The organism is Pseudoalteromonas sp. 78C3 (assembly GCF_002836695.1).
GTDB lineage: Bacteria > Pseudomonadota > Gammaproteobacteria > Enterobacterales > Alteromonadaceae > Pseudoalteromonas > Pseudoalteromonas arctica.
On sequence record NZ_PJAV01000103.1, the window covers coordinates 1 to 26,365 of the forward strand.

Below are 26,365 nucleotides of genomic sequence, written 5' to 3' on the forward strand. Positions count from 1 at the left end.
AAGTTAATAGTCTTTTTTATCAATGTTTTTATAAACATTTCTATAGAACGTTCCTATAAATAGTCTTTAACGTTCCTATAGCCTATAAATAATCTTTAACGTTTTTTAGCTGTTTGTCGTGTACTCTTGAAAGTACTAATAGCGAGCAAATTGCCCCAAATAACGCCAGTCCCATATCTGATTGGGTATCCCACACGTAACCTTGCGTGCCTAAAAACGCTTCTGCGTTTTCGCCGCTTAATACTGCAACCCACCATTCTATTAATTCGTAAAACGCGCTAAATGCTAAACATACCGAAATAACAAAGGTGATTAACCAACCTCGACCATTTACTACTTTTTTGCGCAGTAAAATTTCGCGTGCTAGTAGTGCAGGTACAAACCCTTGAAAAAAGTGCCCTACTTTGTCGTAGTTATTACGCTCGCTACCAAATAGGTTATCGAACAAAGGGACTTCGGCGTAGGTGTAATGCCCGCCAATCATCAGCACTATGCAATGCGCTAAAATAAATGTATATAAAATAGGGGTAAGTTTAAAGTGGCTATAGGTACTTGCTAGCAGCACTAAACCAATAATTGCGGGGATAACTTCAAGCAGCCATGTAAATTGATCTTTTGGGTTAATACCAGACCAAATTAATACAATAAAAAACAGGCTCAGCCATAAATACTTCATTTAGAATCCTTTTCTAAATTGATCAAATTTACGGCATTTTACGCCTTTGAAATAAACGACGCTACCTATAGTTTGTTTTTGCGGTAATGCGATTAAACAAAGTAGGAAAAAAACGCTTAATTGTGGGCGCCCAGCCACTTAAACCTTTGCCAATAATCACTTCGTCTTTTTTATTACTAATGGCACGAATCATTTTTGAAGCCGCTACGCTTACATCCATGCCATTTTCTATCGACTCTTCTGGTTTATTTTGCGCTATGCCTTGCTCGTTTAGTGAGTTATGCGCAATTGCTGTTTTAATAGAGCCTGGGCAAATTGTTAAACAATGAATATTATGTTGTGCTACTTCTGCACGTAGGCAATCCATAAAACCAACAACCGCATATTTAGAACCCGAATAACCCGTTCTAAATTTTGAACCAACTTTACCCGCCACACTACTAATAGACACAATTGAGCCACTGCGCCTTGCCACCATAGTAGGCAATACAGCTTTAGTAAGTGCAATTAAGCCAAAGTAATTAACCTCCATTAATTGGCGATACACGTTAAAGTCGTTTTCTAAAAATAAGCTACGCTGCGATACGCCGCCGTTATTAATTAAAATATCAATTGCAGGAAGCTCGCTCATTTTTGCTGTTATTGTACTCAGTACATGCTCTGGCTGGGCTAAGTCCAGCGGCACAACTAAGTGCCCTTCGCCTTTAAGCGTTGCTTTTAAATCGTTTAGTTTATCTATATTGCGCGCCGATAAAATAACGCGCGCGCCAAGCTCGGCAAATTGTATAGCAAGCTCTTTACCAATACCTGATGATGCGCCGGTGATCCACACGGTTTTATTATTATATTGCATGCGTTATCTGCCTTTTATTGTTATTTATTAAGTTTTAAAGGTACTTAGAAAAGTATTTTACGCCTTTGTAGGGCCTGCTATTGCGTTTACTTCATCTTCTAATGTTTTGTAAAAACCCATTAAAAATAGTAGTTCAACAGTTACGTACAAAGGGCCAATAATTAAACCAATTAGGTCATCTACAAACGCCGGTTTTTTACCTTCGTAATAGTGCCCAATAAACTGCAATACCCAGCCAAATACAAACACACCTACGCCAATACTCAACCAAGGCCAAAACGCCATTGCCGCAATAGGCTGAGCACCAACAAGGAGTAAAGTGAATATCACGGCCATAATAAAGCCAAGCGAAAAGCTCAGCATAAAATAATAAACAACCGACGCTAATACAAAAAGTTGTGCACCATCAATTACTACACTACCAAGGGGTATTTGAATGCGCGCTAGTAAACACAACGCTGCAAATACAATGAGCGGAATACCAATAAAGTGCGTTAGTACATTACGCTTAGAACGATGATACAAACCATATTTACCAAGTTGCTGTTGAAGTGTTTTCATTGTTTTGCCTTTATTTTTATATATAAAACTTACTTTAGCAAAAGTAAGCACAGCAACAATGTCAGGTATCCGACATTTTGTAAATTAAACAAATGCAGAAATTATTTTACCCGGCTCATGCTCACCTTTCATATCCGTTCGCTCACGCCCTTTTTGATACTCTTGCTCAAGCATTTTTTGAAGTTCCTCTATTTTATCAGCAATTGCGCTAGGGTCTGCGCCCTCACTTTGCTGTTCTTTAATGAGCTCTTCTATTGTCGCTTTTAGCTCGTCTATTTTGTTTTTGTTTACACCTAAGCGCTGATAAACCAACGCTTCTTGAGCACTTTCTAAAAACGTTGGTTCTTTAGGGGCTGAGGTAATGCCTTTAGCATCACTTGTTTTTTCATTAGGGAGGGTATTAGTTGCCGCAACTTCGCTTGGACCTGCCGCTTTATTTACTGTAGGAGAGTTATAATTACTATATTGATTTTTAAAGGTTATTGTAGTCATTAGCTCAAATCCATTGTTGCGTTACATTATCTGTAGCAATTTTGGTTCCAACTAAATAAAGCGGTCTCTATTTAAGCTTGTGTAGCACGCGCTTGTAGCTTTTGTTTATCTAAAACAGTTATGCGTTGATACCCCAAACTAATGGCTTGTAGGCTAACAAGCTGTTGCAGTATTTGATTAATAGTTTGGCGCGTTAGGTAGGTCATATCAGCAAGTTGCTGCTGAGATAAAACAAGCGGTGTTAAGTGCTCTGTATGTTCGCTAAGCATTAAAAGTCGATTGCATACTTTTTGCTCAGCGCTTAGTAATGCGTGATCTTCCATTGAGGTAAACATTAGGCGTAACTTTTGTGCCAGCAATAAACCAAACTCTTGCCAATATTGTGGCTGTTCGTTTAATAGCTGTTCAAGCGCGCGTTGGGGCACGTAAAAAAGCACAACATCAGTTTGAGCATATACATCATGAGTGCGCAGGCCACCATCAAACAAGGTAACTTCGCCAAACCACAGTGATGAATCAATAAAACTGAGTACGGCTTCTTTGCCTTCGTTACTTACGCCACTAATACGCACCACGCCGCTAAGCACTGCATAAATTCCATCGTGCTTATCACCTCGCAAAAATAATGACTGCTGAGCCTTTAGTGAGAGCGTTTTGCCCTGCGTTAATAAAAAGCTTTTTAAATAAGCGCTGCGGCTTTTAAACCAATGCCCTTGCTCTATAACGTTTTGCTGCTGAGGAGTCATTATTTACTGCATTTGCTTATTAAATGGCTGTTTTTCGATAACCAATTTTTTAGGGAAATTTAAATCGGTTGCTATAACAAAATCATCGTAAGGATCATTACCCGAAAACAGCTCCGAAATTAATGTATCGTTTTTATAAACATTAACGGTTACACCACTTCCCATGCCGCCTGAGTTAATAATATAGTAATGATATTCGCCGTTACTAAAAAATAAAATACTCTCGCCAATACGTCCTACTTGCCTGTAGTAACTACCAAATGGTGCATCTGGTGAAGCTTCTTTTTCAAGCCCTATGTCGTTAATACGACCAAATCGATAACTAAGCGATGAGTCATCTTTTGCAACACAAACAGAAAGTACCTTCTCGGTAGGCTCTAACTTGTAAGCTGTATTTTCATCTGGGTTGCGCACAACTTTATGCATTTTTGCGTTAATGTAGGCTGCTTCATTACTTTTACAGTGCGTAGCTAGCATACCGACGACTAAAGCGGGTTCGTTTTTTTGAGCTACAGGAGGTGTGTTTACTTTGAGATTAGAGGGTGAGTTACTTGCATTACTATTTAGCTGAGGGCTATCTTGCATTGCCATGCTTTGGTCGTCACAACCAAACAGTGCAAACAAGAAGAAAGAATAAAAGCTCGCTAAAAATTTAATGCGCATAATAAAATCCATCTATGAGAGAGCCTTTAAAATAGCGATAAAACTAGCGGCCCGCAACACTCTTATGCGCAATACTTTATAAGTTTATTTTTAAACCATCTTCTGCAAAAACTACGTTACTTTTTAGTGATTTAATTAACGATTTTTTAAACAATTGCTGCTTTTTAATGACCGATTCATAAACTGAGATAGAACCGCCGCTTGATGCGTTTTCATCAATTGCGTTGTACATAATCACTACATCGGCATTTTCGCTAAGTTAGCAAATGTACCTATTTTTTTGTTGAGTGACCAACGGCCGATTTATTAATTTTAGCTAGTATTAAAAGCTGATTTAAACACCTTATAAAAGTGTTTAAATAACTAAATGAATCAATAATCGGTTTTCTCATAATAAAATGTTGTTACACAACTATTTAAAACGGTTTTTTATAACCACTTGTAATTTATAATTTAAATAAAATTAAATCTAAAAAAATACATTTTAAAAACAATTTAGTCTCATTTTATTAAAACAATAGTTGACCCTATTTAAAATTTAAACTAGCATTTCTGGAAGCGCTTCCACAAATTCCAGTTAAACAGATCTTTCTGGAAGCGCTTCCACACATTTGACAATGTTTATAACTACACAATAACAGCCCCATACAAGCTGTTAATAATAATGATAAAAGCGCGAGGGAAACCGAATGTCCAACCATATTGTAAGAAAAACAAAGATAGCGACCAGCCTATCTCTGATTTTAGGCGCATCAATCTCTTTGCCTGTATATGCACAAGAAGCAAATACAGATGTTGAAGTAATTCAAGTTACTGGTTTTAAAAGCAGTATTAAAGAGTCAACTCGATTAAAACGCGACGCCGCAGGTGTTGTAGATGCTATATCAGCTGAAGATATTGGGAAATTCCCCGATACCAACTTAGCAGAGTCGCTACAGCGTATTACGGGTGTGTCGATTGATCGTTCAAATGGTGAAGGCTCTAAAGTAACGGTTCGTGGTTTTGGTCCCGACTACAATATGGTAACCCTAAACGGTCGAACTATGCCGGCAGCTTCATTGCCTGCAGGCGGTGGTACACCCAGCTCTCGTGCTTTTGACTTTGCAAACTTAGCATCTGATAGCGTTAAATCGGTTGAAGTATATAAAACAGGTAAAGCAAGTATTGCATCAGGTGGTATTGGCGCAACAATTAATATTAATACGGCTCGCCCACTCGACAATCCAGGCTTTGTTTCAAGCATTGGCGTAAAAGCATTACATGACTCAACAAACCGTGTTGGTGATGACATAACACCTGAGCTTTCGGGCTTAATTAGCTGGACCGACAGTGAAGCTAAATTTGGTGCCTCGTTAACTGCAAGCATGCAACAGCGCGATAGCTCATCAACAGGTGCGTTTGTAAATCAATGGAATACATCTGCTTTTGACGGCACAATCCCACAAGCTGCAGACGATATTGTTTTAACTAATGCACCCGCTGTTGGTCAGCTTTATTCAATGCCATCAGATTTGCGCTACACCATTGCCGACAGAGAACGTACTCGTACAAACGCGCAATTAACACTGCAGTACAGCCCAATTGACGATTTAACAGCCACGCTTGATTACACGTATTCTAAGCAAGATTTGTTCGAAGCCCGTGCTGAGCAATCAATATGGATGGATAACTACAAAAGCGCGCTAACGTTTGACGATAACACGGTAAAAACCCCTATTTATTACCGAGAAGAACGTCGCGATCAGCAAACACGCGATTTAGGTTTAGCATTTCAAGAGCTAAACCAAGTTAACCAAAACGACTCTATTGGTTTAAACGTTGAATACTATTTCAATTCAGAATTGAGCTTTATGTTTGATGCGCACAATTCAAAAGCCACTAGCAAACCAGATGCACCTTACGGCAGCTGGGTAAACGCAGGCTTGGGCGCAAACGTAGTTAACGCACAAGAAGTTGATTTTAGCCGCGAACTGCCATCAATGAGTATCGATTTTGATGATTGCCGCCGAGACAACTTAAATTGTAATAACACATTAGATGCCTCTGATGTGGGTACGTCTATTTTAGATTCTAACTTTGCTCGCCAAGAGTCTGAAATAACAGAATTTAGAATCCATGGTAAATACGAAATTGAAAACGGTGCAATTGACTTTGGTATAGAGTCTCGCTCTATGGAAAGCCATTCACTACAATCACTTACACGTAATACAATGGGTAACTGGGGTATCGAAAACCCAGGCGAACTACCTGATGGCTACCTAAATCCTACAAACTTTTTAGCTGAGTTTGACGACTACGATACATCGGGCTCGTTCAACCAAGGTTATACCGGCAGCGCATCGCAAATTGGTTACTGGGCTGGTGATGAATACGGCTTTAACTTTGCAGCCGATGGCGCATTTGCAACTAACCGCACCATTGAAGAAGACATAACCGCAGCGTTTGTGCAATTTACTTACAACGGCTACATTGGCGATATGCCATACAACATTGTTATTGGCGCACGCCAAGAGTCTACCGACATTACCTCAACGGCTAATATCGACTTACCTAACGCAGTAGCATGGGAAGGTAATAACGACTTTAACGTTCGTTTTGGCTCAGATAAAGAAGATTTCACGCTTAAATCTAGCTACGATCACTTTTTACCAAGCTTTGACTTTGACATAGAAGTAATCGAAAACGTGAAAGCGCGTTTTTCTTATAGCACAACAATTGCTCGCCCAACTTACGACAACTTAAGTTCAGCAGCGACTGTTGGTGTACCAGGTGCCCCTACTCTTTTAGCGGGTTCTTCACCGGCTACAGCGTCAACAGGTAACCCTGGTTTAGTGCCGCTAGAATCAGATAATATTGATGTATCGGCTGAGTGGTACTTTGCAGAAACAAGTTATGTGTCGGTAGGTTATTACACTAAAGACATCGAAAACTTTATTGGTTTAACACCAATGACACAAAACTACTACGGATTACGTGATGCAACAGCGGGCCCTCGCGCTCAAGCTGCCATTGCTGAGCTAGAATCTCGCGGACTTGCCCTAACCGATTCAAACTTATTTCAAATGGTTGCCGCAACAGAAAACAATGTTGATTTTGACTCTATGACCTACGAAGAGTTTGAAGCCGCCTACGATGTAATTGCTAACAGCGATGACCCATTACTAGAATTTACAGCGCAAGTACCTACCAACAATAAAAATGCCACAATTGATGGTTTCGAAATTGCCTTTCAGCACTTTTTTGGTGAAAGCGGTTTTGGGGTGCAAGCAAACTACACCACTGTTAATGGCGACATAGACTTTGATGTAAACGCCGACCCTACTACTACACAATTTGCACTAGTGGGTTTAAGCGACACAGCTAACTTTATTGCAATGTACGAAAACGACGATTTTCAAGCACGTATTGCTTACAACTGGCGTGATAAGTTTTTAAATAGCGCAGCTCGATACGTAAATGAGCCAGGCTTTACTGAAGAATATTATCAAATCGACTTTAATGTTGCGTACAACTACAGCGAGCAACTATCGTTTTTTGTTGAAGGCCTTAATATTACTGAACAAAACAGCCGCGAACATGGCCGTACGTCAGTTCAATTGTGGAACCTACAACAGCTAGGTGCACGTTACAATATTGGTATGCGTTACAACTTCTAAAGGTAATACAAAGTAAAGCCGTTAGTTTTTACTAGCGGCTTTTTTGTATTTAAAACAGTATTAATGCTAGTTTAATTGTTATCAACTTTAGGGTGTTAACTCATGACCAAACCAATAACAAAAATAGTCGTTTTAGGTGGTGGCACTGCCGGCTGGCTAAGCGCAGGCTTATTAGCCGCCGAACACCCGCACCTTAATGTAACGTTAGTGGAGTCGGCAAACGTGCCAATAATAGGTGTGGGCGAAGGCACGTGGCCGTCAATGCGTAACACCCTACAACGCATTGGCATTAAAGAAATTGATTTTATAACCCAGTGCGACGTATCATTTAAGCAAGGTTCTAAATTTATAAATTGGCGCAACCTCGGCGAAGGAGAAAACTACTACCACCCTTTTATGAATCCACAAGGCTACGAGCACACTAATTTACACGCCAGCTGGCAACGTATTGCACCTGATCAAAAATTTGCCGACGTTGTTAATATGCAAAGCTTTGTATGCCAAGCAGCACTTGCCCCAAAGCAATTACAAACACCAGAATATGCAGCAGTTACCAACTATGGCTATCATTTAGATGCGGGTAAATTTGCTGGGTTTTTAAAAAATCACTGTGTTAAAAATCTAAATGTTACGCATATTACTGACGATGTAACCGAGGTTATTAACGACGAGCATGGCTATATTGCCTCATTAAAAACAAATAATAATGGCGATATAACAGGTGATTTATTTATAGATTGCTCAGGCTCTCATGCTCGTTTAATTGGTGAGCATTTTAATAGTGAGTTTATAGCGCAAGATCATATTTTATTTAATAACAGCGCTGTTGCGGCGCAAATACCTAATGCACACATCAATCAACCAATTGCCTCTGCTACGCTATCTACAGCGCAAAGTAACGGCTGGATTTGGGATATAGCCCTGCCAACACGCCGTGGCACAGGTTATGTATTTAGTAGTAATTATCAAAGTGATGAAAGCGCAACAAATACACTAAAAAGCTACATAGCTAAAAGTACCAGTGAGCAACAAGCAGGGCAACTTAACTACCGCGTATTAAAATTCAGCCCTGGTTACAGGCAAAAATTTTGGATTAAAAACTGTGTTGCTGTAGGTATGTCAGCTGGCTTTTTAGAGCCACTTGAAGCGTCAGCACTTGCCATGGTTGAACTTTCAATTAGCATGATAAGCGAGCAACTACCGCAAAACCGCACCCACATGAGCCAGCTTGAAACGCGTTTTAATGATCGTTTTAGCACGCGTTGGCAGCGTGTTATTGAATTTTTAAAACTACATTATGTGCTAAGCGAGCGCGACGACACTTCCTATTGGCAAGATATTAGTAATTTAAATACCGCACCCGAGCGCCTGCAAAACTTACTTAAACTTTGGCAATTTCAGCCCCCTAGCCGCTTTGATTTTATTGAAAACGAAGAAGTGTTTTCATCAAGCAGTTACCAATACGTTTTATATGGCATGGGCTTTAATACACAAACAGTATCTGCACAAAATACATTTAACGACCCACGTGCTGGGGATTACTATTATCAGCAAAATCGCGAAAAAATAGCGCAGTGTTTAAATGGACTGCCAAGTAATCGCGCGCTTTTAAATCACCTTTTATCAAATAATGGGCAGCCACATAATGACTAAAACAAACGCTGTTAAAAACGTAGTAATTACTGGAGGCGGCACTGCAGGTTGGATGGCCGCAGCGGCACTTGCTAAACTAGTTGGTAACAATATAAACATAACCCTTGTTGAATCTGACGATATTGGCACTGTGGGTGTTGGCGAAGCAACAATTCCGCCTATTCGTACATTTCATAAATTGCTGGGTATAAACGAGCAAGCATATATGAAAGCCACCCAAGCAAGCTTTAAATTAGGTATTAGCTTTGAAAACTGGGGCGATGAAAACACGCATTATATTCACTCATTTGGCGCAACGGGCAAAGAATGTTGGGCGGGTGAATTTCATCACTTTTGGCTGCAAGGTAAAGCACTTGGAATAAACAACCCATTTGGCGATTACTGCTACGAGCTGCAAGCGGCTAAAGCCGGTAAATTTGCGTTTAATCAGCAAAATCCCATTAACTATGCCTACCATATGGATGCTACGCGTTACGCGCAGTTTTTACGTGAATTTTCAGAGCCATTAGGTGTAAAACGCATTGAAGGTAAAATACAAAAAGTAGTAAAAAACACTAAAACGGGCCATATAGAATCACTTACTTTAAATAATGGCGAGCACATTAACGGCGACTTTTTTATTGATTGCACCGGCTTTAGAGGCTTATTAATAGAGCAAGCATTACATACTGGCTACGAAGACTGGTCGCATTTACTACCGTGTAACAGCGCCATTGCGGTGCAAACAAAATCAACCAGCGAGACCGTATTGCCACTTACCCGCTCTATTGCCCATAAAAACGGCTGGCAATGGCGTATACCGCTGCAAAACCGTGTAGGCAACGGATTAGTTTATTGCAGCCAATATATGGACGACGAACAAGCCAAAGCGCTACTATTAAATAACATTGAGGGCGAGCCACTTACAGAACCGCGTATTATTAAATTTAAAACAGGGCGTCGCTTAAAAGGCTGGAACAAAAACTGCCTGGCGCTTGGCCTTGCTAGCGGTTTTGTAGAGCCACTTGAGTCCACCAGCATTCACTTAATTATGTCGGGTATTATTCGCTTTATGCGTTTATTTCCGTTTAATGGCATTACCAATCACGCCATTGACGAATACAACAAACAACTTAAAAGCGAAATTGAAAATATTCGCGACTTTATTGTGCTGCACTACAAAGTAACTAATCGCGATGACAGCGAGTTTTGGCAACACTGTAGTGCGATGGAGGTGCCAAAAACACTTCAACATAAAATTGATTTGTTTAAGCAAACCGGCCGTGTATTTTTAGACGATGGCGACATTTTTAGAGTCGATTCGTGGGTGCAAGTTATGCTTGGTCAAGGCATTGAGCCTAATCAACATCACTTAATAGCCAGCATGATGAGCGATGAAGAACTCACCCGTTTTTTACACGGTATTAAGCAACAAATAGAGCAACGCGTCAGCCAATTACCATCTCATCATGAGTTTTTAAAGCAGTATTGCCCAGCATAAAAAAAGCCCTTACTAGGGCGTGTTGTTCTTTGGTGGTTGAATTTCCAGCAGTATGTTTGGTTTTTAGGCAAGGCAGAGCCTATGTAGTGTGGTTATTCCCTACAAATAGGCGATAACGTAGCATAAATGCCAAACATGCGCTGCCCGTAGGGTTCTGCCTAGGGGCAATTTACTCTTTGTTGCTCGGTTTTTACTTAGCCCACTAGGTTACAAACCTCTCGCCGCGATTAAATTGCCCCTAGATTGAACAAATTTCAATCCACAAAGATCAACACGCCCTTAGGGCTTTGAGACAACACACAATAAACTTAACTTATAAGCACGCTATTATTCACACTTAACCACGGCGCTTTTAGCGCTTTGTGGTTCAAAGCTAATATCTGCAACTGAAACGTTAAGCTCTCCTGCCGTTTTAATAATAAAAGGGCTGATTACTCTAGCAAAATCAACGCCCTTTTTAGCAAAACACGTTAAATCTATACTCATGGTTTGCCATGTATTTAAATCAGTATTTTTAAGCTCATTGGTAATATCAAGCTCGCCACCACAACCTTGTTCGCACTTCATTGCAAGGTATGTCTGTGAGCTAGGTATTTGGTTTACTTTATAGCTAAAGCTAAGGGCCGAATTTGCTTCAATGTAGGCCACTTTGTCTTCGGTAAAGTTGCTATTAATTTCGATGTAGCTGGCTGCAGTGCCATCAAAATTAAATTGCATCGCATCTTCTTGAATCGCTTTGTCTTCAGTGCGATAAGTAATGCTGCCGAGCTTTACACTGTTACTTGCTACTTGGTGCTGCTCGCTGTTTGAATTTAAAAACAAACGCCACGGTGTTTTAAAACTGCCATTAAAGATAGATAGCGGCGCAAGGTTACTAATATCAACACCTGAGTCTTCATTTAGATTATTGCCAAGCGTACTTTCATCTTTATACGTTAAGCCAAAGCCGTAGGGTAATAGTGGTGAGTAATCAGCATCACCCTTATTTACTGCGGTTTGTAGTGGCGATTTAGGCCACGAGAACGACAACTTACCTTTAAAGTCGTATTGTACCTGCCCACTTGCATCCGCTAATAAAACATCTGCAATGCCTTGTCCTTCAGTGCCAGGAAGCCATGCTGCTACAAATGCATCTGACGCGTTTAGTTCGCTGTTAACCCACATTGGTCTGCCCGATATAAACACCGATACCACCGCAATACCTTGCTGCTTTAATGTTTTTAATATTTTAAGAGAACGTTTATTGTTACGTTCAAACTCAAGGTTGTCTTTATCGCCATGCCCCTCTGCGTATGGTTCTTCACCAAATACAACAATGGCTACATCGGGTTTGGTATTAAATTCACCCGTTGGGCTTAAAATAGCGTTACCGCCAGCAGCCTCTATTTGCGTTTTTAGCCCCGCATAAATAGACGTTGCTCCAGGGAAATCTGCATTTTGATTATTAGTTCCCTGCCACGTAATACTCCAACCGCCCGATTGCTTGCCTATGTTATCGGCCGCATCGCCTGCAATCAGTATATTGCTTGATGGGTTAAGCGGTAATAAATGATTGTTGTTTTTAAGCAGTACTAACGACTCTTGTACGGCTTGGCGGGCAATATCGCGATGTGCTGGCGCACCTATTAGTTCTAATTTACCTGAATATTTTCGATTTGCGGGGCTTGGTTTATCAAATAAACCCGCGCGTAATTTAACGCGTAAAATACGTGCTACGGCGTCATCTATTCGCGCCATTGTTATTGTGCCCGCTTTTACTTGTTTAATTGTATTTTCATAAAGTGGCTTCCAAGCACCCGTTGGCACCATAAAAATATCAAGCCCTGCATTAACAGCCTGCGGGCAACTTTCATTTGTACAGCCTGCAACTTGTCCGTGTCCGTTCCAATCTCCTACAACAAAGCCATCAAAACCCATTTTTGTTTTTAACACATCAGTAAGTAGGTATTTATTGCCGTGATTTTTTTTACCATTCCAGCTATTAAACGATGCCATAACCGACTGACTACCTGCGGTTAAGCCACCTATATAACCTTGCGCATGAATATTATATAACACCTCTTCGCTATCAATGTTGTCACCTTGATCGTCACCATCTACTGTGCCGCCATCGCCTAAAAAGTGCTTAACGGTACTAATTACGCGTTTATCACTTAAAAAGTCTTCATCGGCTCTGCCTTGCAATCCGTTTACAATTGCGGCTGAATATTCACGCACTATGCTTGAGTCTTCTGAGTAGCCTTCGTACGTTCGGCCCCATCGGTCGTCGCGCACAACCGCAACAGTCGGTGCAAATACCCAATCTATCCCTGTTGCCATAACCTCTATTGCAGTAGCTGCTGCAATTCGCTCAATTAATGCGGGGTTATTAGCAGCACCTAAACCAATATTGTGCGGGAATAACGTCGCCCCAATCACATTATTATGGCCATGTACGGCATCGGTGCCCCACATGGTCGGAATTTTACTGCCATCAATTGAGTCATCAACTGATGCCTGATACATGCTCTCAGCAAGCGTTATCCAATCTGCAGGCGTTGCATGTTTATTAGCATTCGGGAACGAGCCACCGCCATTTAAATACGAACCAAAACCATATTTGCGCATGTCTGCAGCAGTTATATCGCGAATTTCAGGTTGGATCATCTGCGCTACTTTTTGTTCAAGCGTCATTGTTTTTAAATACTGTGCAATCGTATTTTCAATTTCAGGCGTTTTCACTACCTTACTTTTAAGCGTTGGCCAAAGTGATAAATCACCTTGCTCATGCTCAGCCTTTTTGGCTACGGCGCCTTGGCTATTATTTGCGTTAATCTCTTGTTTATTACACGCACTTAAAACGCATAATCCTCCTATTAAAATGGGGAGCATGCGTAACCTGTTAGTGTTTAAGCTTTTTTTCATTTTTATAGCCCTGTGTTGTGTCAGTGTGTTTTTGTGAAACGCCTATTTGTTATTTAAATTTAACTATTGACCTGCTTAACAATAGCCACTAACCTAAATATGGAAGCGCTTCCTTAAAGTTATTAAATACCATCCTTAGTGATTAATCAAATTAAATATGGAAGCGCTTCCATTAATGCAATTTATAAACTATAAATAAAAGCAAAATTTACTACAAAGAAGCAGAGGTTTTCTCTTAATGAAACAATTATCTTTACCTAGTGGCTCACCACTTTTAGCCAAAAATTTTACTTATGGTGTAGCTACGGCCTCATTTCAAATTGAAGGCGGCGCAGCTGATCGCTTGCCATGTATTTGGGATACCTTTTGCAGTAAAGAAGGCAAAATAGTCGATAATTCAAATGGCGACGTAGCCTGCGAGCACTACACTCGCTGGAAAGACGATATAAACCTAATTGAGTCATTAGGTGTAGACGCTTACAGACTTTCTATTTCGTGGCCACGCGTAATGACTAAAAGCGGTCACTTAAACCCGACAGGCGTTAAGTTTTATACCGACATTTTAGATGAATTAAAACGCCGTAACATTAAAGCTTTTGTAACGCTATACCACTGGGATTTACCACAACACATTGAAGACGAAGGTGGCTGGCTAAACCGTAACACCGCTTACGAATTTGCCCATTACGCAGATTTAATTACCAAAGCATTTGGGGAACGTGTGCACTCTTACGCCACCTTAAACGAACCTTTTTGTAGCTCTTACTTAGGTTACGAAATTGGCGTACATGCGCCTGGCATAGTAGGCCGCGAATTTGGTCGTAAAGCCGCGCACCACTTATTACTAGGTCACGGTTTAGCTATGCAAGTACTTGCTAAAAATAGCCCAAATACGCTAAACGGTATTGTACTTAACTTTACGCCTTGTTACTCCGTTACCCAAAGTGAAGAAGATTTAAAAGCCACTGCATTTGCTGATGACTATATAAACCAATGGTACATGCAGCCTGTAATGCAAGGTAAATACCCTGATATTATTAAGCAATTACCTAAAGCCCACCGCCCTGATATTTTAGATGGCGATATGGAAATAATTGCTCAACCGCTAGATTACCTAGGGGTTAACTTTTATACCCGCATGCATTATCAAGCAAGCGAAACCGACTTTTACCATGAGCTGCCACATAAAGCGCCAATGACCGATATTGGCTGGGAAATTTACCCTAAAGCGCTTACAGAATTACTTGTATCGTTAAACGAAAAATACACCCTACCACCTATTTATATTACCGAAAACGGTGCAGCCATGGCTGACGAATTTAAAGACGGTGAAGTAAAAGATATCGACCGTATTGAATATTACCACGAACATTTAAATGCCCTGCATAACGCAGCAGAGCAAGGCGTTAAAGTAGATGGTTACTTTGCGTGGAGCCTAATGGATAACTTTGAATGGGCTGAAGGATATTTAAAACGTTTTGGAATAGTACACGTAGACTACAACACACAAAAACGAGCTGTTAAAGCCAGCGGTAAAGCGTACAGTAACCTAATAACTAGCCGATAATTTATCGGCTTATAACAATAAGAACACACACTGTGAACAAACTCCCTTTATACGAAAAAGTCGGTTACGCCATGGGCGATGCCGGCGCTAACTTAGTATGGCGCGGCGCGCTTGCTTATTTAGCGGTGTTTTACACCGATACATTTGGCATATCGGCAGCCGCCGCTGCCATGTTGTTTTTGGTGGTAAGGCTATCTGATGGCGTAACCGACATTATTATGGGTATGATTGCCGACAGAACGCAGTCGCGCTTTGGTAAGTTTCGACCGTGGATACTCTACTCGGCACCGTTTTTGGGCTTGTTTATGGTGTTGTGTTTTACTACACCCGACTTTAGCACCACCAACAAACTTATTTATGCCTACGTAACTTATATAGGTTTAACGCTTGCTTACACCGTAAGTAACGTGCCCTACTCGGCACTTATGGGCGTAATGACACCAGACGATACAGAGCGCACAAAGCTCTCTGGTTTTAGGTTTGCAGGTGCGTTTACTGGTGGCTTATTGGTTATGGGTTTTTTACCTGAGCTAGTAGCTTTTTTTGGTGGCGGCGACGATGCCAAAGGCTATCAGCTTACTATGTACCTATTTGCCAGCTTACTTATTATTTTAATGATTATAACGTTTGCGACCACCAAAGAGCGTGTAACACCGCACGCCTCAAATGAAGGCAATTTAAAATCAGAGTTGTTTGATTTAACCAAAAGCCTGCCATTTATAATCCTACCTTTGCTTGCTACTACCCTGTTTTTTTATTACCGCGATTTATACAGCGGCATATTTTTTGCCCTTGTTATGGCTGCAATGACATTCGTTATTAAAAAATTGCTCAATAAAGATAAGCAAAGCTTAACGGGATCACAGCGCGACATGGTTGATCTTCTGACCAACAAACCTTGGTTGGTATTACTTGGCATTGGTTTTTTAACCATGATGTTTAATGGCATAAAATACGGTGTAATTGCGTACTACTTTAAGTACCACGTAGCCAATGAACTCATGGCTGGGCAATACTTTATAGCCTTATTGGTTGTATCTATATTAGGCGCACTTGCCACAGGTAAACTGGCCGAAATTATGGGTAAACGAAACCTATTTATAGCATCATTAATGCTAAGCGGCATACTCACTACTGCATTTTACTGGGTACCTAGTGATAACCTTATTGCTGTATTTACCTTTGGTTGCGCTGCTGAATTTTTTGCCGCGATGATGCCAACATTATTTTTTAGTATGCTTGGTGATTCAGCCGATTATTCAGAGTGGAAAAACAAACGCCGCGCTACAGGCCTTATTTATTCTGCAGGTACATTTGTACAAAAAACCGGTGGTGGTTTTGCAGGTGCATTAGTATTAGTGGTACTTGCAGGCTACGGCTATAACGGTATGGATGAGCTAACAATTACGCAAGCCCTACCTGGTATGCAGTTACTTATGAGCTGGATACCTGCCGCATTTGCTTTTTTAGGCGCCGCATTGATGCTTATTTATCCACTAACCTCAGCGATGACGCAAAAAATAACAGAAGACTTAGCAATTAGACGCAGTAATGTGTAAATTAACTTTTAATGACCCTTCGCGCTTTATATTTTTATAAAGCGCGAGTAAAAACACATATAAGCTAGGACATCAATGGCGACAATTTATCAAGTATCAGAAATGGCAGGTGTGTCTTTATCAACTGTTTCAAGGGTACTTAACGACAACGATTACGTAAGCAAAAAAACTAAAAAAAAGGTATTAGAAGCAATGAAAGAGCTAGGCTATCAGCCAAGTTCTATTGCACGCTCTTTGGCGTCTAGCACTACAAACAGCGTCGGTATTTTAGTTTCTGAGTTGGATGGTCCGTTTTTTGGTCAAATGATGTCAGCCATTGAAGAGCATCTTCGTATTGCGGGTAAACACGTTATTATTACGCCTGGGCACAGTGACGAGAAAAAAGAAAAAAGCGGCTTTGAGTTTTTAATAGGCCGTAATTGCGACGCTATTATTGCCCACGTAGAAGCGGTATCAAACGAGTACCTAATTGAGTTAAGTAAAGGTAAAACCCCTATTTACCTAATGAGCCGCTACGTTAAAGAAATTGAAGAAAACTGCATTAGCCTCGACAACGTAATGGGCGGCTACTTAGCCACTAAAGCCATGATCAACAAAGGTCATAAAAACATTGCGTACATAGCAGGCCCGCAGTTTAAAGAAGATGCGTCAAATCGTTTAAAAGGTCACAAACAAGCCCTAGCAGAGTACAACCTAACCTTTGACGAAAAGCTATTTTACATAGGCGACTTTAAAGAAACCGGCGGAAGCGACGGCTTAAGGCATTTTATTCAAAATAAAGCGCAAATAACCGCGCTTGTATGCGCCAATGACGAAATGGCATCGGGTGCTATGAAATACGCCCGCGAACACGGTTTTAACCTGCCAAAAGATTTAGCCATTATTGGGTTCGATAACGTAATTTTTACCAATTATCTCTACCCAACACTGACTACAATAGATAACCCAGTTCCCGAAATGGGCCGAGCTGCGGCTAACTTAGTGCTTAAAGACATTTACAAAAAAAGCGGCATAACAGTAAAGCACGTGTTTCAGCCAAAGCTTATTTTAAGAGACTCAACACCCGACATTAATTAACTTTAAACCTAATTTAAACCTAGTTTAAATCTAAGTTATGTAACTCATTACGCACCCACTGCGTACCTAAATATTGCTCTACGTGCTGCTGCGCAAACTTTAAAAAGTTACGTGCAGCATGCGATATGTGCCTATCTGTTCGCATTACAAAATACCAATGACTCGCTAAATGAGTATCGGTTACGTTTAAAATTTTAAAACTTGTATCGTCTGTTGCAAGTACATGGCGTGATAAAACCGCAATGCCCATCCCCGATGCAACCGCGACACGTATTGCTTCATTACTCGCCATTTGTACGCTATCGCTCAGCACTAAGCCTCGGCTTTGCAACTCGCTTTCAAATAACATACGTGTTGCTGAGCCATTTTCTCGTAGTAAAAAGCGATACTGCATTAAATCAGTTAATTTAACGGCTTTTACGTGAGCTAACGGATGATTTAGCGGCACTATAAATTCCAGTGGATTATGCAAAAAGCGCGCAGCTTGTGCGTGTTCAAGCGACGGCGGGTGGCTAAATACATAAATATCGTCCTCCCCTCGCTCAAACCTATCAAGCACCTCTGCCCTGTTACCAATCTCAAGCGGAAGCTCAACATGGGGATGTAAATTACTATAAGGGCCAAGCAGTTTTGGTAAAATATATTGCGCGGTATTAACCATGGCAATTTTACAACGGCCGCGTGCTCCGCCATTAAGCTCGGTTAAAAAATCTTGGTAATCGTCAAAATGCCCAAATACCTGTTGGCATGTTTTAAATAGCTCAAGCCCTGCATCGGTCACGTGTAACTTTTGCTGTTGTATAAGGAGTAATGGCTCGCCTACTGCTTCTTGCAGCCGCTTTATTTGTAGCGATACCGTTGGCTGCGTTAGGTGTAAGCGCCTTGCGGTTTCGCTTATTGAACCCGTTTTAACCACGCTCATAAATACTTCTAGCAACCTAAACGATATATGTCGTAAATCCATACCAACCTCATAATCTTTATCTAATAATAGCTACATAGCAAACGATCCATAGATAAATACCTATATGTAACGCGTATTTATTTTATTATTTACTATACAAAGTTTTATCTACAATAGCGCCACTTAATTTACCACCTAGTAAGGAAAGCCAGTGCCAGATATTGTTGTTATGTTTTTTATTTTAGGATTAGTCGCGGGTGTTTTACGCTCTGATCTTGCCATTCCAAAAGCCACCTACGACACATTAAGCTTATTGCTCATGTTAACCATCGGCTTAAAAGGCGGTATGGTGCTCCATGGGAACTTAAGCTGGCAACTACTGCCCGAAATGGGATCGGTAATGCTACTTGGCGCACTTATACCCCTCATGCTTTACCCTATTTTAAAATACGTGATTAAACTCTCTGTTGCTAATAGCGCCAGTATTGCCGCACATTACGGCTCAGTGAGTGCAGGTACATTTGCTGTTGCACTCGCCTATGCCGAGTCAGCTAAGTTGGTAGTAGGCGCAGAAGTCACCTTGTATTTAGTGATGCTAGAACTTCCTGCAATCATTGTTGGTTTATTGCTTTACCGAAAGCTTGATAAAGAAAACAGCCAAAACAATGAGCTGTCGTTAAAGGCGCTTTGGCACGAAACTCTCACGAACAAAAGTGTGATTTTACTCGTTGGCGGCGTGGTTATCGGTATGATGTACGGCACGGTGCAAGGTAGCCAAGTAACGAGCCTTTTAACAAGTAGCTTTAAAGTTGTACTGGCATTATTTTTACTAGAAATGGGTTTAGTCGCCGCGCAAACTCTTCGTCCTATCCCTTGGAAACATTGGAAACTAGCGGTATTTGCTATTGTCACCCCGCTATTTCTAGGCACGATTGGCACAGCAGTAGGCACACTTTTAAATTTAGAATTAGGCTCGGTAGTTATATTGGGCAGTTTAGTGGCCAGCGCCTCTTACATAGCCGCGCCCGCTGCAATAAAAGCGGCAATACCTAAAGCCGATATTGGTCTTGCTATGCTGAGCTCTCTCGGTGTAACTTTTCCGTTTAATGTGATTGTTGGTATTGGTTTATATCACCACCTTGCACTAGTAATGCAATAAACAAATAAGTGCTAATTTTATCACTTTAAAAACCTGTTAAACCCTATTCTACATAGGGTTTAACATTAGGGCGTGTTGACCTTTCGTGATTAATTTTGCAGCAGACTGTTTGGTATTCAAGCAAGGCAGAGCCTATGTAGTGTGGTTATTCCCCATAAATAGGCGATAACGCAGCATAAATGCCAAACATGCGCTGCCCTTTGGGTTCTTTCTAGGGACGATTAACTCTTTGTTGCTCGGTTTTTACTTAGCCCGCTAGGTTACAAACCTCGCGCCGCGATTAAATCGCCCCTAGATTGAACAAATTTCAATCCACAAAGATCAACACGCCCTAATAAATGCTCACAAATATAAAACAATATCCACATGAAAAAACTACAATAAAAAGCATAATAGATCCGATAATTTACCAAAACGATCGTTTTAAAGTTTATTTATATTGTTTAATAAAATATCACTTTACTTATTTTTAATTTGGCTCTAAATTCGCGCAAATTTTTTTATTAAAGTAACCTCTCAAACTTTAAAACAGTGGTTATTTACCTTCAAGAGTCGATAAACACAAATGGCCGAATTAGCCGCCACAAGCACCTCTAATAACCCTTTAGCGCCTGTTATAGGGCTGTCATTTTTTGCTATCGCATCCGGCTTTTTAATGAGCCTTATTCCGCTGTCGTTACCTGCATTTAAACTCGATGAAAACCTAGCGCCTTGGCTTGCGAGCATTTTTTACTTTGGCTTACTTATTGGCGCCACCACAATAGAGCGCATTGTGGTAAAAATTGGTCATCGATTCGCATTTATATTATTTTTAAGTTTATTAATAGTAAGTGTGCTTGCACAACTTGCACTGCCAAATACCGTTAACTGGTTAATTGCACGATTTGTAGCAGGTGTTGCTGTTGCCGGTGTGTTTGTAGTTGTTGAGTCTTGGTTATTAATGACCAATACAGCAAAGTCGCGTGCTAAACGTTTGGGCTTATACATGACCTCACTTTATGGGGGCAGCGCCGTTGGTCAGCTTGCTATAGGGCCGCTTGGCACCGAAGGTTCAACGCCTTATTTATTTGTAGCCTCGTTATTATTTTTAGCTATTTTAGCCCCTTTATTAATAACCAAAGGTCAGCCCGAAAAACAGCACCTTGAAAAACTACCACTAAAAGAAATAAAAACACTTAGCCACCCTGCAATGCTCGGATGCTTAGCATCAGGCTTATTACTGGGCCCTATTTACGGCTTAATGCCGGTTTATATTTCAGCGCAGGCTGATCAAGCTCAGTACACAGGGACACTTATGGCGGTTATTATTTTAGGCGGCATGGTCGTGCAGCCGCTTGTGAGTTACTTATCTACTCGGCTTGAAAAAAGCTTATTGATGGGTATGTTTTGTTTAGTAGGCGCAGCCGGTGCTGTGGGTATATTACAAGCAAACACTTTAGCAGGATTAATAGTGAGCTACTTAATATTAGGCGCGTGCAGCTTTGCACTTTACCCGATTGCTATAACACTTGCGTGTGACTCACTGCCAATGGCTAAAATAGTCTCGGCAACTGAGGTTATGCTGCTCAGTTACAGTATTGGTTCAGTATTTGGCCCTATGCTTGCTGCAAATTTATCTGATGCACCCAACAGTATTGTGTTTTATTTAGCAGGCTGTTTAATCACTACCTGTATTTATATGTTTATTAAAAGCATTAAAAATATTCGCGCGGGTAAAACACCTGTTGCAGGCTAATTTTTAGCTTAAATACACGCTTACTTATTAACTAATTTTAGCTGTTAAATACCTTACTTAAACAGCTAAAACTATTATTTACACAAGGTCATTTATAAATAATGAAGTAATCATTTAGCAGTGAGTTTTTTATGTGGGCTCAAAAAAAACATCTTTTTCCACCCTTGGTTTTGCATTGTAAAAAGCCACGGCATGGGCACTAACGATAAAATAGAATAATGCACATGAGGTTGTTTTCCTGCGGCATTTCCGGTATCGCCCAGTAAGCCAATTTGACTGTTTATGCTTACCACATCACCTGTACTTACCGAGTAGTCATTTAAATGTGCAAAGTAATGCACGCGCCATTTAGGCCCAAGCACCGCAACCACTTTACCACCGCGAGTTAACTCACCTGCAAATATAACAACACCGCTTGTTGAGGCAACTACGGGGGTATTTTTTGTGCCAAAAATATCAATTCCTTTGTGCACACCCGACCTACCCCAAGGCTCGTACCAAAACGTGTTATGGTTCCAATCTTTACTTGTGGCACCTTGTACCGGAATCATTATTTTTTCGGGAATTAGTAAGCCTATAATTAATAAAGTAGCTATTCCAATTGCAATCCACTTAAGTACTTTCACTTTTCAATCCTTGATATTTAAATAACTTATACTGGTAAATTATTAGCCATAATAACTGAACTCATCATGAGTCGTATTTATGGTTTTATTTATGGAGTTTTATTTGAATGAAATACCCGACTAACATGCACTAAGCTGATCAATTTCAAAACAGGTTTTATAAGTAATTGAGCACTGCCCGCTATAAACAGCCATGTGCCACTTTCTATTAGTGAGTCATTTAAAAAGAAAAAACTGCCAATTAAAAACCAAACAGCAATCAAAAAGTCGTTAAACGCTCCCAGCGCTTCATATCGTCGCTGAATGGTAATATGCTCTTGCCCTAAATCTAAAATAAACTGATTACTGTTCGAATCCATAACTGCTCACTATTTACCTTTTATTACCTAAATACATGTTTAATAAGTCACAAAGCTTACCTAAACAGTACAATAGCAAAATACGCACAATAAAAAACGCTGACCAATGCTTATTGGCCAGCGTTTTTATTGTTTATATAATATTTAAAGGCTAAGTATTTAAAGGCTAAGCCTCAATATTGTTTATATATTTAGTAATTATTTATTTTTTCTCTTTTTCCAAACGCTTTTTAAGACTTAATGCAGCATCGGCGGCTAATAAACGCATAAATTCAGAGCCATTACTTTGCTCGCCTTGGCCTGCGCCTATTACAATTTCAGGCACTAAACGGCTATTACCTAAGCTTGTAAATAAAGCAGTTTGAATTTTAACTTCTGCTTTTAGCGTTTCATCAAATACATACTTTGGATCAAGTGCAGCAGACTTAGCTCTTAAACGAGCCTCAGCTAAAACGTCCATACCTAATGCTTCTAAACGTTGTTGCTTTAAAATCTCTTCTTGCTCTTTTGCAAGCTCCGCTTTTACAGCCACTCGTTGCTGCGCAGAAATAATGGCATTTGCCTTAATTCGCTCAGCATCAATTTGCTCTTTTATTTTTAGCTTTTCAGATTCAGCACGTTGCTTAGCAATTGCTTGTTCACCTAAAGCCACTTCAGTACGTGCTTGTTGCTCAGCTTTTTTAAGATTTTGACGCGCTAGTGCTTCATCAGCAGCTGCTTGCTTTTGGGCTTCAAGGCGAGCATTTACTTTGCTTTCGTAGTCAATATCAATAATGCTGGCATCAACTACTGTAATACCGTAAGCGCCTAAAATAGGTGCGTTACGCAGTGTATTACCCTCATCATCCATTTTAATATTAATAGTGACGCGCTGCTGTTTACTTAAATTACCTAAATCATCAGATTTATCGCGCTCACCCGTACTAATAATTTGTTCAGTAACAAAAATACCGTTGGTTAATTGATCAGCAAAATCTTGGCTTAATTGACCATTACCACCAGAGTAATGTTGCTCTACCGACATCATACGCGCCGACGCTTTTACATTTTCAGTGGTTGCGCGCATTAATAAATTAGATATTAATGTTTCTTGTGAACCAAACTCTTCGTGTATTTTAAGTAAACCACGTAGAGCACCCGATTCAGCTGCAGGTACATTGCCTGGCAATCTAAAACGAGAAACACCTCGTGCGCCACCCGTTGTAGTGTCTAAAAATCGAATTGGTATTAGCGGTACAATTGCGCTTGCTGTTGCACCGGCATCGCCCGTAAAGTTAATCGAAATTACTTTTTTATAAGCCGATGTAGTACCAAACGCTTTTAAATAAGGGCCGGCTTGATTTATTACGGTTAAGTTACCTGTAAAAGCCGATTGATGTACTAAGCGCTCATCTGCTTCATTCCACGAAACAACTTGCGATGTAAGCGTTGCAATTACGGCTAATACAACAACAATTGATGAAACAACAATTACATTACGACGACCAAACCGACTCATAAATGAGTCACTTTTAACTGCTGGGACTGCTTTTTCGCTATCCATTTTTATTACTCTCCATGTTTAATTTCTTTTTAACAAAGTAAATAATTTCCTGTTCACTCAAATGTGCGCAAAAGCTACCAGAGCGATGTAACTCAACAAATGTTGCAAGGATTTCTTCTTTACCTTTAGCTGTTTTATCTTGGTTTTCTTGTGTTTGATTTTTTTCTGTTAGTTGAGTGATTAAATCATCCACTATCGTGTCTTTATCAAACAGTACGTTGTATTCTTTGGATTTTCTTACCCGACTTTTATGTACGTTGCTGTAAATTACATAAAGTGCAACGCATAAAATAATAACAAGTAAACTTAACCCTATAATATAAAAAATCATAAGCTCTACTTAAATTAGTTTAAATACTTAATGAGCAATAACAATTGTAAGCATTGCTTAACAAATGTTAACCCAGTAATTTTACAGTAAACCCGAGTAAAAAACAGATTAAAAATAAAGTTCATAAGGTATACAGTTATAACCGCACATAAAAGTAAGCTTTTTCAAACAAAAAAATGCCAGTCAGTTATTAACTGACTGGCATTAAGCTAATATTTATCAAAGTGCTTTTTAAATTATTCGCATTGCACCCAGTCAACACCATTTTCACCGCACTCATGCACCATTGTTCCATCTTCTCGGCGGGTATCTCTAAACCATTTCCCTTCAATCGTTTTTGTAATACGTACATTATCTGTGGTTTTATATTTACGCCAAAAGCTAGCATCAATAGATGTTTCGTCATCAAACTTATAAGGCATAGCAGCGAGTACAGTAACTAAATCTTGAGTGTCTAAATCAGCAGCTTTGTCTTTAACATTTACCCAATCAGATAATGTTTGAAAGTCGGCATTTTCCTCTCTAAAGGCAAAGTCAGTTTGGTAAAACGATCCTGACTCAGTATAGCTAATGCTAAAACCTCGCTCGAACGGTGCATCTAAATTAGCACTAACGCATTCATCTGCTGTTGGGAAGTTAACCGATGGGCTTGTATTATCAACGCCATAAAGCACATTGCTTTGCTCAAAACTAACGTTCTCAATGCTAGAGCATCGGTAAGTACGATCGGCGTTAATGGAAACATCGTCTCTAACTGTTAATTTTCCATTTAACGATTCTTCGCCCCAAGGCGTATCTGTTGAATCCAATCGAGACAAAATAACGTCAATTTTGTCGAGTTCGTCTGTATTTTGAAGCTTTACTTGCTCATAAATAAGTTCAGCGCCTGCAAAAATAACTTTATCGCGGTACCATGCATTTTCAAATCCATACTCTGCATCTTTTGCTGTGTCCTGGTAAATCACTGCTCTTACTTCTTCTACATCAGGATACTGAGCATCTAGCTCTTGCTTAAATTTATAGGCCGCTTTTAGTCCCTTAACAATTGCTTGTGCTCTGTCGTAAGCATCACTGTCACTAGTGGCAATAAAATCTGAGTAAATTTGCTCTGTCGACAAATTATAATGCGCAACCAAGTTTTGCATAACATTTGTTATTTCGCTTTGAAGGTTTGCAAGTAACTCAGTATTTTCTTTAAGTGCATCACAACTTAAATTATTGTTACCACTTTTTTGTAATTGAAGGCTCAACTGTTCCCAAATAACGGTTGTTAAAGGAGATATATTTCGAATATCTTCATCAGTCAAAGCCTCAATTGAGGGCGGAAATGACATTTGATACGCTTGTGTTACCTCTCCTAAGTCCTCGTCAATTGCACCAACCGGTACATCAACATACATAGTTGAATACGGCACACACAGCGCCTGCTCTTCTGTAAAATTAAAACTATAATTACCCGATTCTTCAGAGACTACAGAAGGTTCTGTTTGCTCATCAAAAGTACCATCGCCATCAATATCTAGCCATACTATTGCACCAGATACATAGCCATCAATAACCTTACCAGTGAGTGAGATAGTGTTAACTTCTACGGGGTCTACTTTTATAGGGTCAGGCTTGGCTACAACTGGCTCTACAACGACCACTTTATCATCGCCACCGCCGCCACATCCAACAAGGCCTAGCGTAAACGCTAATGAAATAGCTAACTGACTTTTTTTAAAAAACATACAAAGACTTCCTTTTTTGCACTTTAATTATTATTAAAAATCATATTGTTATAAATTGAATAAATAGATTTAAACAACAGAAATTTATTGA

At 40.0% G+C, this 26,365-nt stretch carries 22 protein-coding genes; 8 read left to right on the forward strand and 14 right to left on the reverse strand.

Annotation, left to right across the window (positions count from 1 at the left end; genetic code table 11):
• Positions 1-82 precede the first annotated feature (82 nt).
• The 7 genes from CXF76_RS02900 to CXF76_RS02930 all read right to left on the reverse strand — a co-directional run bounded on the left by CXF76_RS02900 (position 83) and on the right by CXF76_RS02930 (position 4,223).
• Positions 83-676 carry a DUF2238 domain-containing protein gene (locus CXF76_RS02900; RefSeq protein ID WP_033038325.1) on the reverse strand — a complete coding sequence of 198 codons (594 nt, stop codon included), beginning with the start codon at positions 674-676 and terminating at the stop codon, positions 83-85.
• A gap of 61 nt (positions 677-737) precedes the next feature.
• On the reverse strand, positions 738-1,529 hold the full coding sequence (locus CXF76_RS02905) for an SDR family oxidoreductase (RefSeq protein ID WP_101163001.1): 792 nt from the start codon (positions 1,527-1,529) through the stop codon (positions 738-740).
• A gap of 57 nt (positions 1,530-1,586) precedes the next feature.
• Positions 1,587-2,090 (reverse strand): Mpo1 family 2-hydroxy fatty acid dioxygenase, encoded by a 504-nt coding sequence (locus CXF76_RS02910; RefSeq protein ID WP_010553511.1) that lies wholly within the window; start codon positions 2,088-2,090, stop codon positions 1,587-1,589.
• 84 nt (positions 2,091-2,174) lie between these two features.
• A complete protein-coding gene (locus CXF76_RS02915) occupies positions 2,175-2,582 on the reverse strand; it encodes a hypothetical protein (RefSeq protein WP_101163002.1) in 408 nt (135 codons plus the stop codon).
• A gap of 71 nt (positions 2,583-2,653) precedes the next feature.
• Positions 2,654-3,328, reverse strand: a complete 675-nt coding sequence (locus CXF76_RS02920) for a Crp/Fnr family transcriptional regulator (protein WP_101163003.1) — start codon at positions 3,326-3,328, stop codon at positions 2,654-2,656.
• Between the two features lie 3 nt (positions 3,329-3,331).
• Positions 3,332-4,003 carry a hypothetical protein gene (locus CXF76_RS02925; protein WP_101163004.1) on the reverse strand — a complete coding sequence of 224 codons (672 nt, stop codon included), beginning with the start codon at positions 4,001-4,003 and terminating at the stop codon, positions 3,332-3,334.
• Positions 4,004-4,067: 64 nt separating this feature from the next.
• Entirely contained in the window at positions 4,068-4,223 is a 156-nt protein-coding gene (locus CXF76_RS02930) for a hypothetical protein (protein ID WP_232785088.1), read from the reverse strand.
• A 457-nt stretch (positions 4,224-4,680) separates the two neighbouring features.
• Between CXF76_RS02930 and CXF76_RS02935 the strand changes: the two genes are divergently transcribed.
• The 3 genes from CXF76_RS02935 (at position 4,681) to CXF76_RS02945 (ending at position 10,780) form a co-directional block, all read left to right on the forward strand.
• Complete coding sequence (locus tag CXF76_RS02935) at positions 4,681-7,647, forward strand: TonB-dependent receptor (RefSeq protein ID WP_101163005.1); 2,967 nt, start codon at positions 4,681-4,683, stop codon at positions 7,645-7,647.
• Positions 7,648-7,749: 102 nt separating this feature from the next.
• The gene (locus CXF76_RS02940; protein WP_101163006.1) at positions 7,750-9,300 is read left to right on the forward strand and encodes a tryptophan halogenase family protein; all 1,551 of its coding nucleotides are present in this window, start codon (positions 7,750-7,752) and stop codon (positions 9,298-9,300) included.
• The gene (locus CXF76_RS02945) at positions 9,293-10,780 is read left to right on the forward strand and encodes a tryptophan halogenase family protein (protein ID WP_101163007.1); all 1,488 of its coding nucleotides are present in this window, start codon (positions 9,293-9,295) and stop codon (positions 10,778-10,780) included. The genes CXF76_RS02940 and CXF76_RS02945 overlap by 8 nt, the downstream gene beginning before the upstream one ends.
• Before the next feature lie 327 nt (positions 10,781-11,107).
• Here CXF76_RS02945 and CXF76_RS02950 read toward each other — a convergent pair whose 3' ends face one another.
• Entirely contained in the window at positions 11,108-13,684 is a 2,577-nt protein-coding gene (locus tag CXF76_RS02950; protein ID WP_101163008.1) for a glycoside hydrolase family 3 protein, read from the reverse strand.
• A gap of 238 nt (positions 13,685-13,922) precedes the next feature.
• Between CXF76_RS02950 and CXF76_RS02955 the strand changes: the two genes are divergently transcribed.
• The 3 genes from CXF76_RS02955 (at position 13,923) to CXF76_RS02965 (ending at position 17,887) form a co-directional block, all read left to right on the forward strand.
• Positions 13,923-15,251 (forward strand): GH1 family beta-glucosidase, encoded by a 1,329-nt coding sequence (locus CXF76_RS02955; protein ID WP_101163009.1) that lies wholly within the window; start codon positions 13,923-13,925, stop codon positions 15,249-15,251.
• A gap of 32 nt (positions 15,252-15,283) precedes the next feature.
• The gene (locus tag CXF76_RS02960; protein WP_101163010.1) at positions 15,284-16,810 is read left to right on the forward strand and encodes an MFS transporter; all 1,527 of its coding nucleotides are present in this window, start codon (positions 15,284-15,286) and stop codon (positions 16,808-16,810) included.
• Positions 16,811-16,885: 75 nt separating this feature from the next.
• Entirely contained in the window at positions 16,886-17,887 is a 1,002-nt protein-coding gene (locus CXF76_RS02965) for a LacI family DNA-binding transcriptional regulator (RefSeq protein WP_010553502.1), read from the forward strand.
• 19 nt (positions 17,888-17,906) lie between these two features.
• Here CXF76_RS02965 and CXF76_RS02970 read toward each other — a convergent pair whose 3' ends face one another.
• Entirely contained in the window at positions 17,907-18,851 is a 945-nt protein-coding gene (locus tag CXF76_RS02970) for a LysR family transcriptional regulator (RefSeq protein WP_024590880.1), read from the reverse strand.
• A 151-nt stretch (positions 18,852-19,002) separates the two neighbouring features.
• Between CXF76_RS02970 and CXF76_RS02975 the strand changes: the two genes are divergently transcribed.
• Complete coding sequence (locus CXF76_RS02975; protein WP_007583307.1) at positions 19,003-19,950, forward strand: sodium-dependent bicarbonate transport family permease; 948 nt, start codon at positions 19,003-19,005, stop codon at positions 19,948-19,950.
• A gap of 565 nt (positions 19,951-20,515) precedes the next feature.
• Positions 20,516-21,685, forward strand: coding sequence for an MFS transporter (locus CXF76_RS02980; RefSeq protein WP_101163011.1), 1,170 nt, complete (start codon positions 20,516-20,518; stop codon positions 21,683-21,685).
• Positions 21,686-21,795: 110 nt separating this feature from the next.
• Here the strand turns inward: CXF76_RS02980 and CXF76_RS02985 are convergent, their stop codons facing one another.
• From CXF76_RS02985 to CXF76_RS03005, 5 genes are all read right to left on the reverse strand, one after another.
• On the reverse strand, positions 21,796-22,311 hold the full coding sequence (locus CXF76_RS02985; protein WP_101163012.1) for a M23 family metallopeptidase: 516 nt from the start codon (positions 22,309-22,311) through the stop codon (positions 21,796-21,798).
• 89 nt (positions 22,312-22,400) lie between these two features.
• Positions 22,401-22,670: a YrhK family protein gene (locus CXF76_RS02990; RefSeq protein WP_101163013.1), complete on the reverse strand. Its 270-nt coding sequence runs from the start codon at positions 22,668-22,670 to the stop codon at positions 22,401-22,403.
• A 202-nt stretch (positions 22,671-22,872) separates the two neighbouring features.
• On the reverse strand, positions 22,873-24,213 hold the full coding sequence (locus CXF76_RS02995; protein WP_101163014.1) for an SPFH domain-containing protein: 1,341 nt from the start codon (positions 24,211-24,213) through the stop codon (positions 22,873-22,875).
• Positions 24,206-24,544: a hypothetical protein gene (locus tag CXF76_RS03000; protein WP_008137861.1), complete on the reverse strand. Its 339-nt coding sequence runs from the start codon at positions 24,542-24,544 to the stop codon at positions 24,206-24,208. The genes CXF76_RS02995 and CXF76_RS03000 overlap by 8 nt, the downstream gene beginning before the upstream one ends.
• Positions 24,545-24,780: 236 nt before the next feature.
• Entirely contained in the window at positions 24,781-26,274 is a 1,494-nt protein-coding gene (locus CXF76_RS03005) for a hypothetical protein (protein WP_101163015.1), read from the reverse strand.
• Between the last annotated feature and the right edge of the window lie 91 nt (positions 26,275-26,365).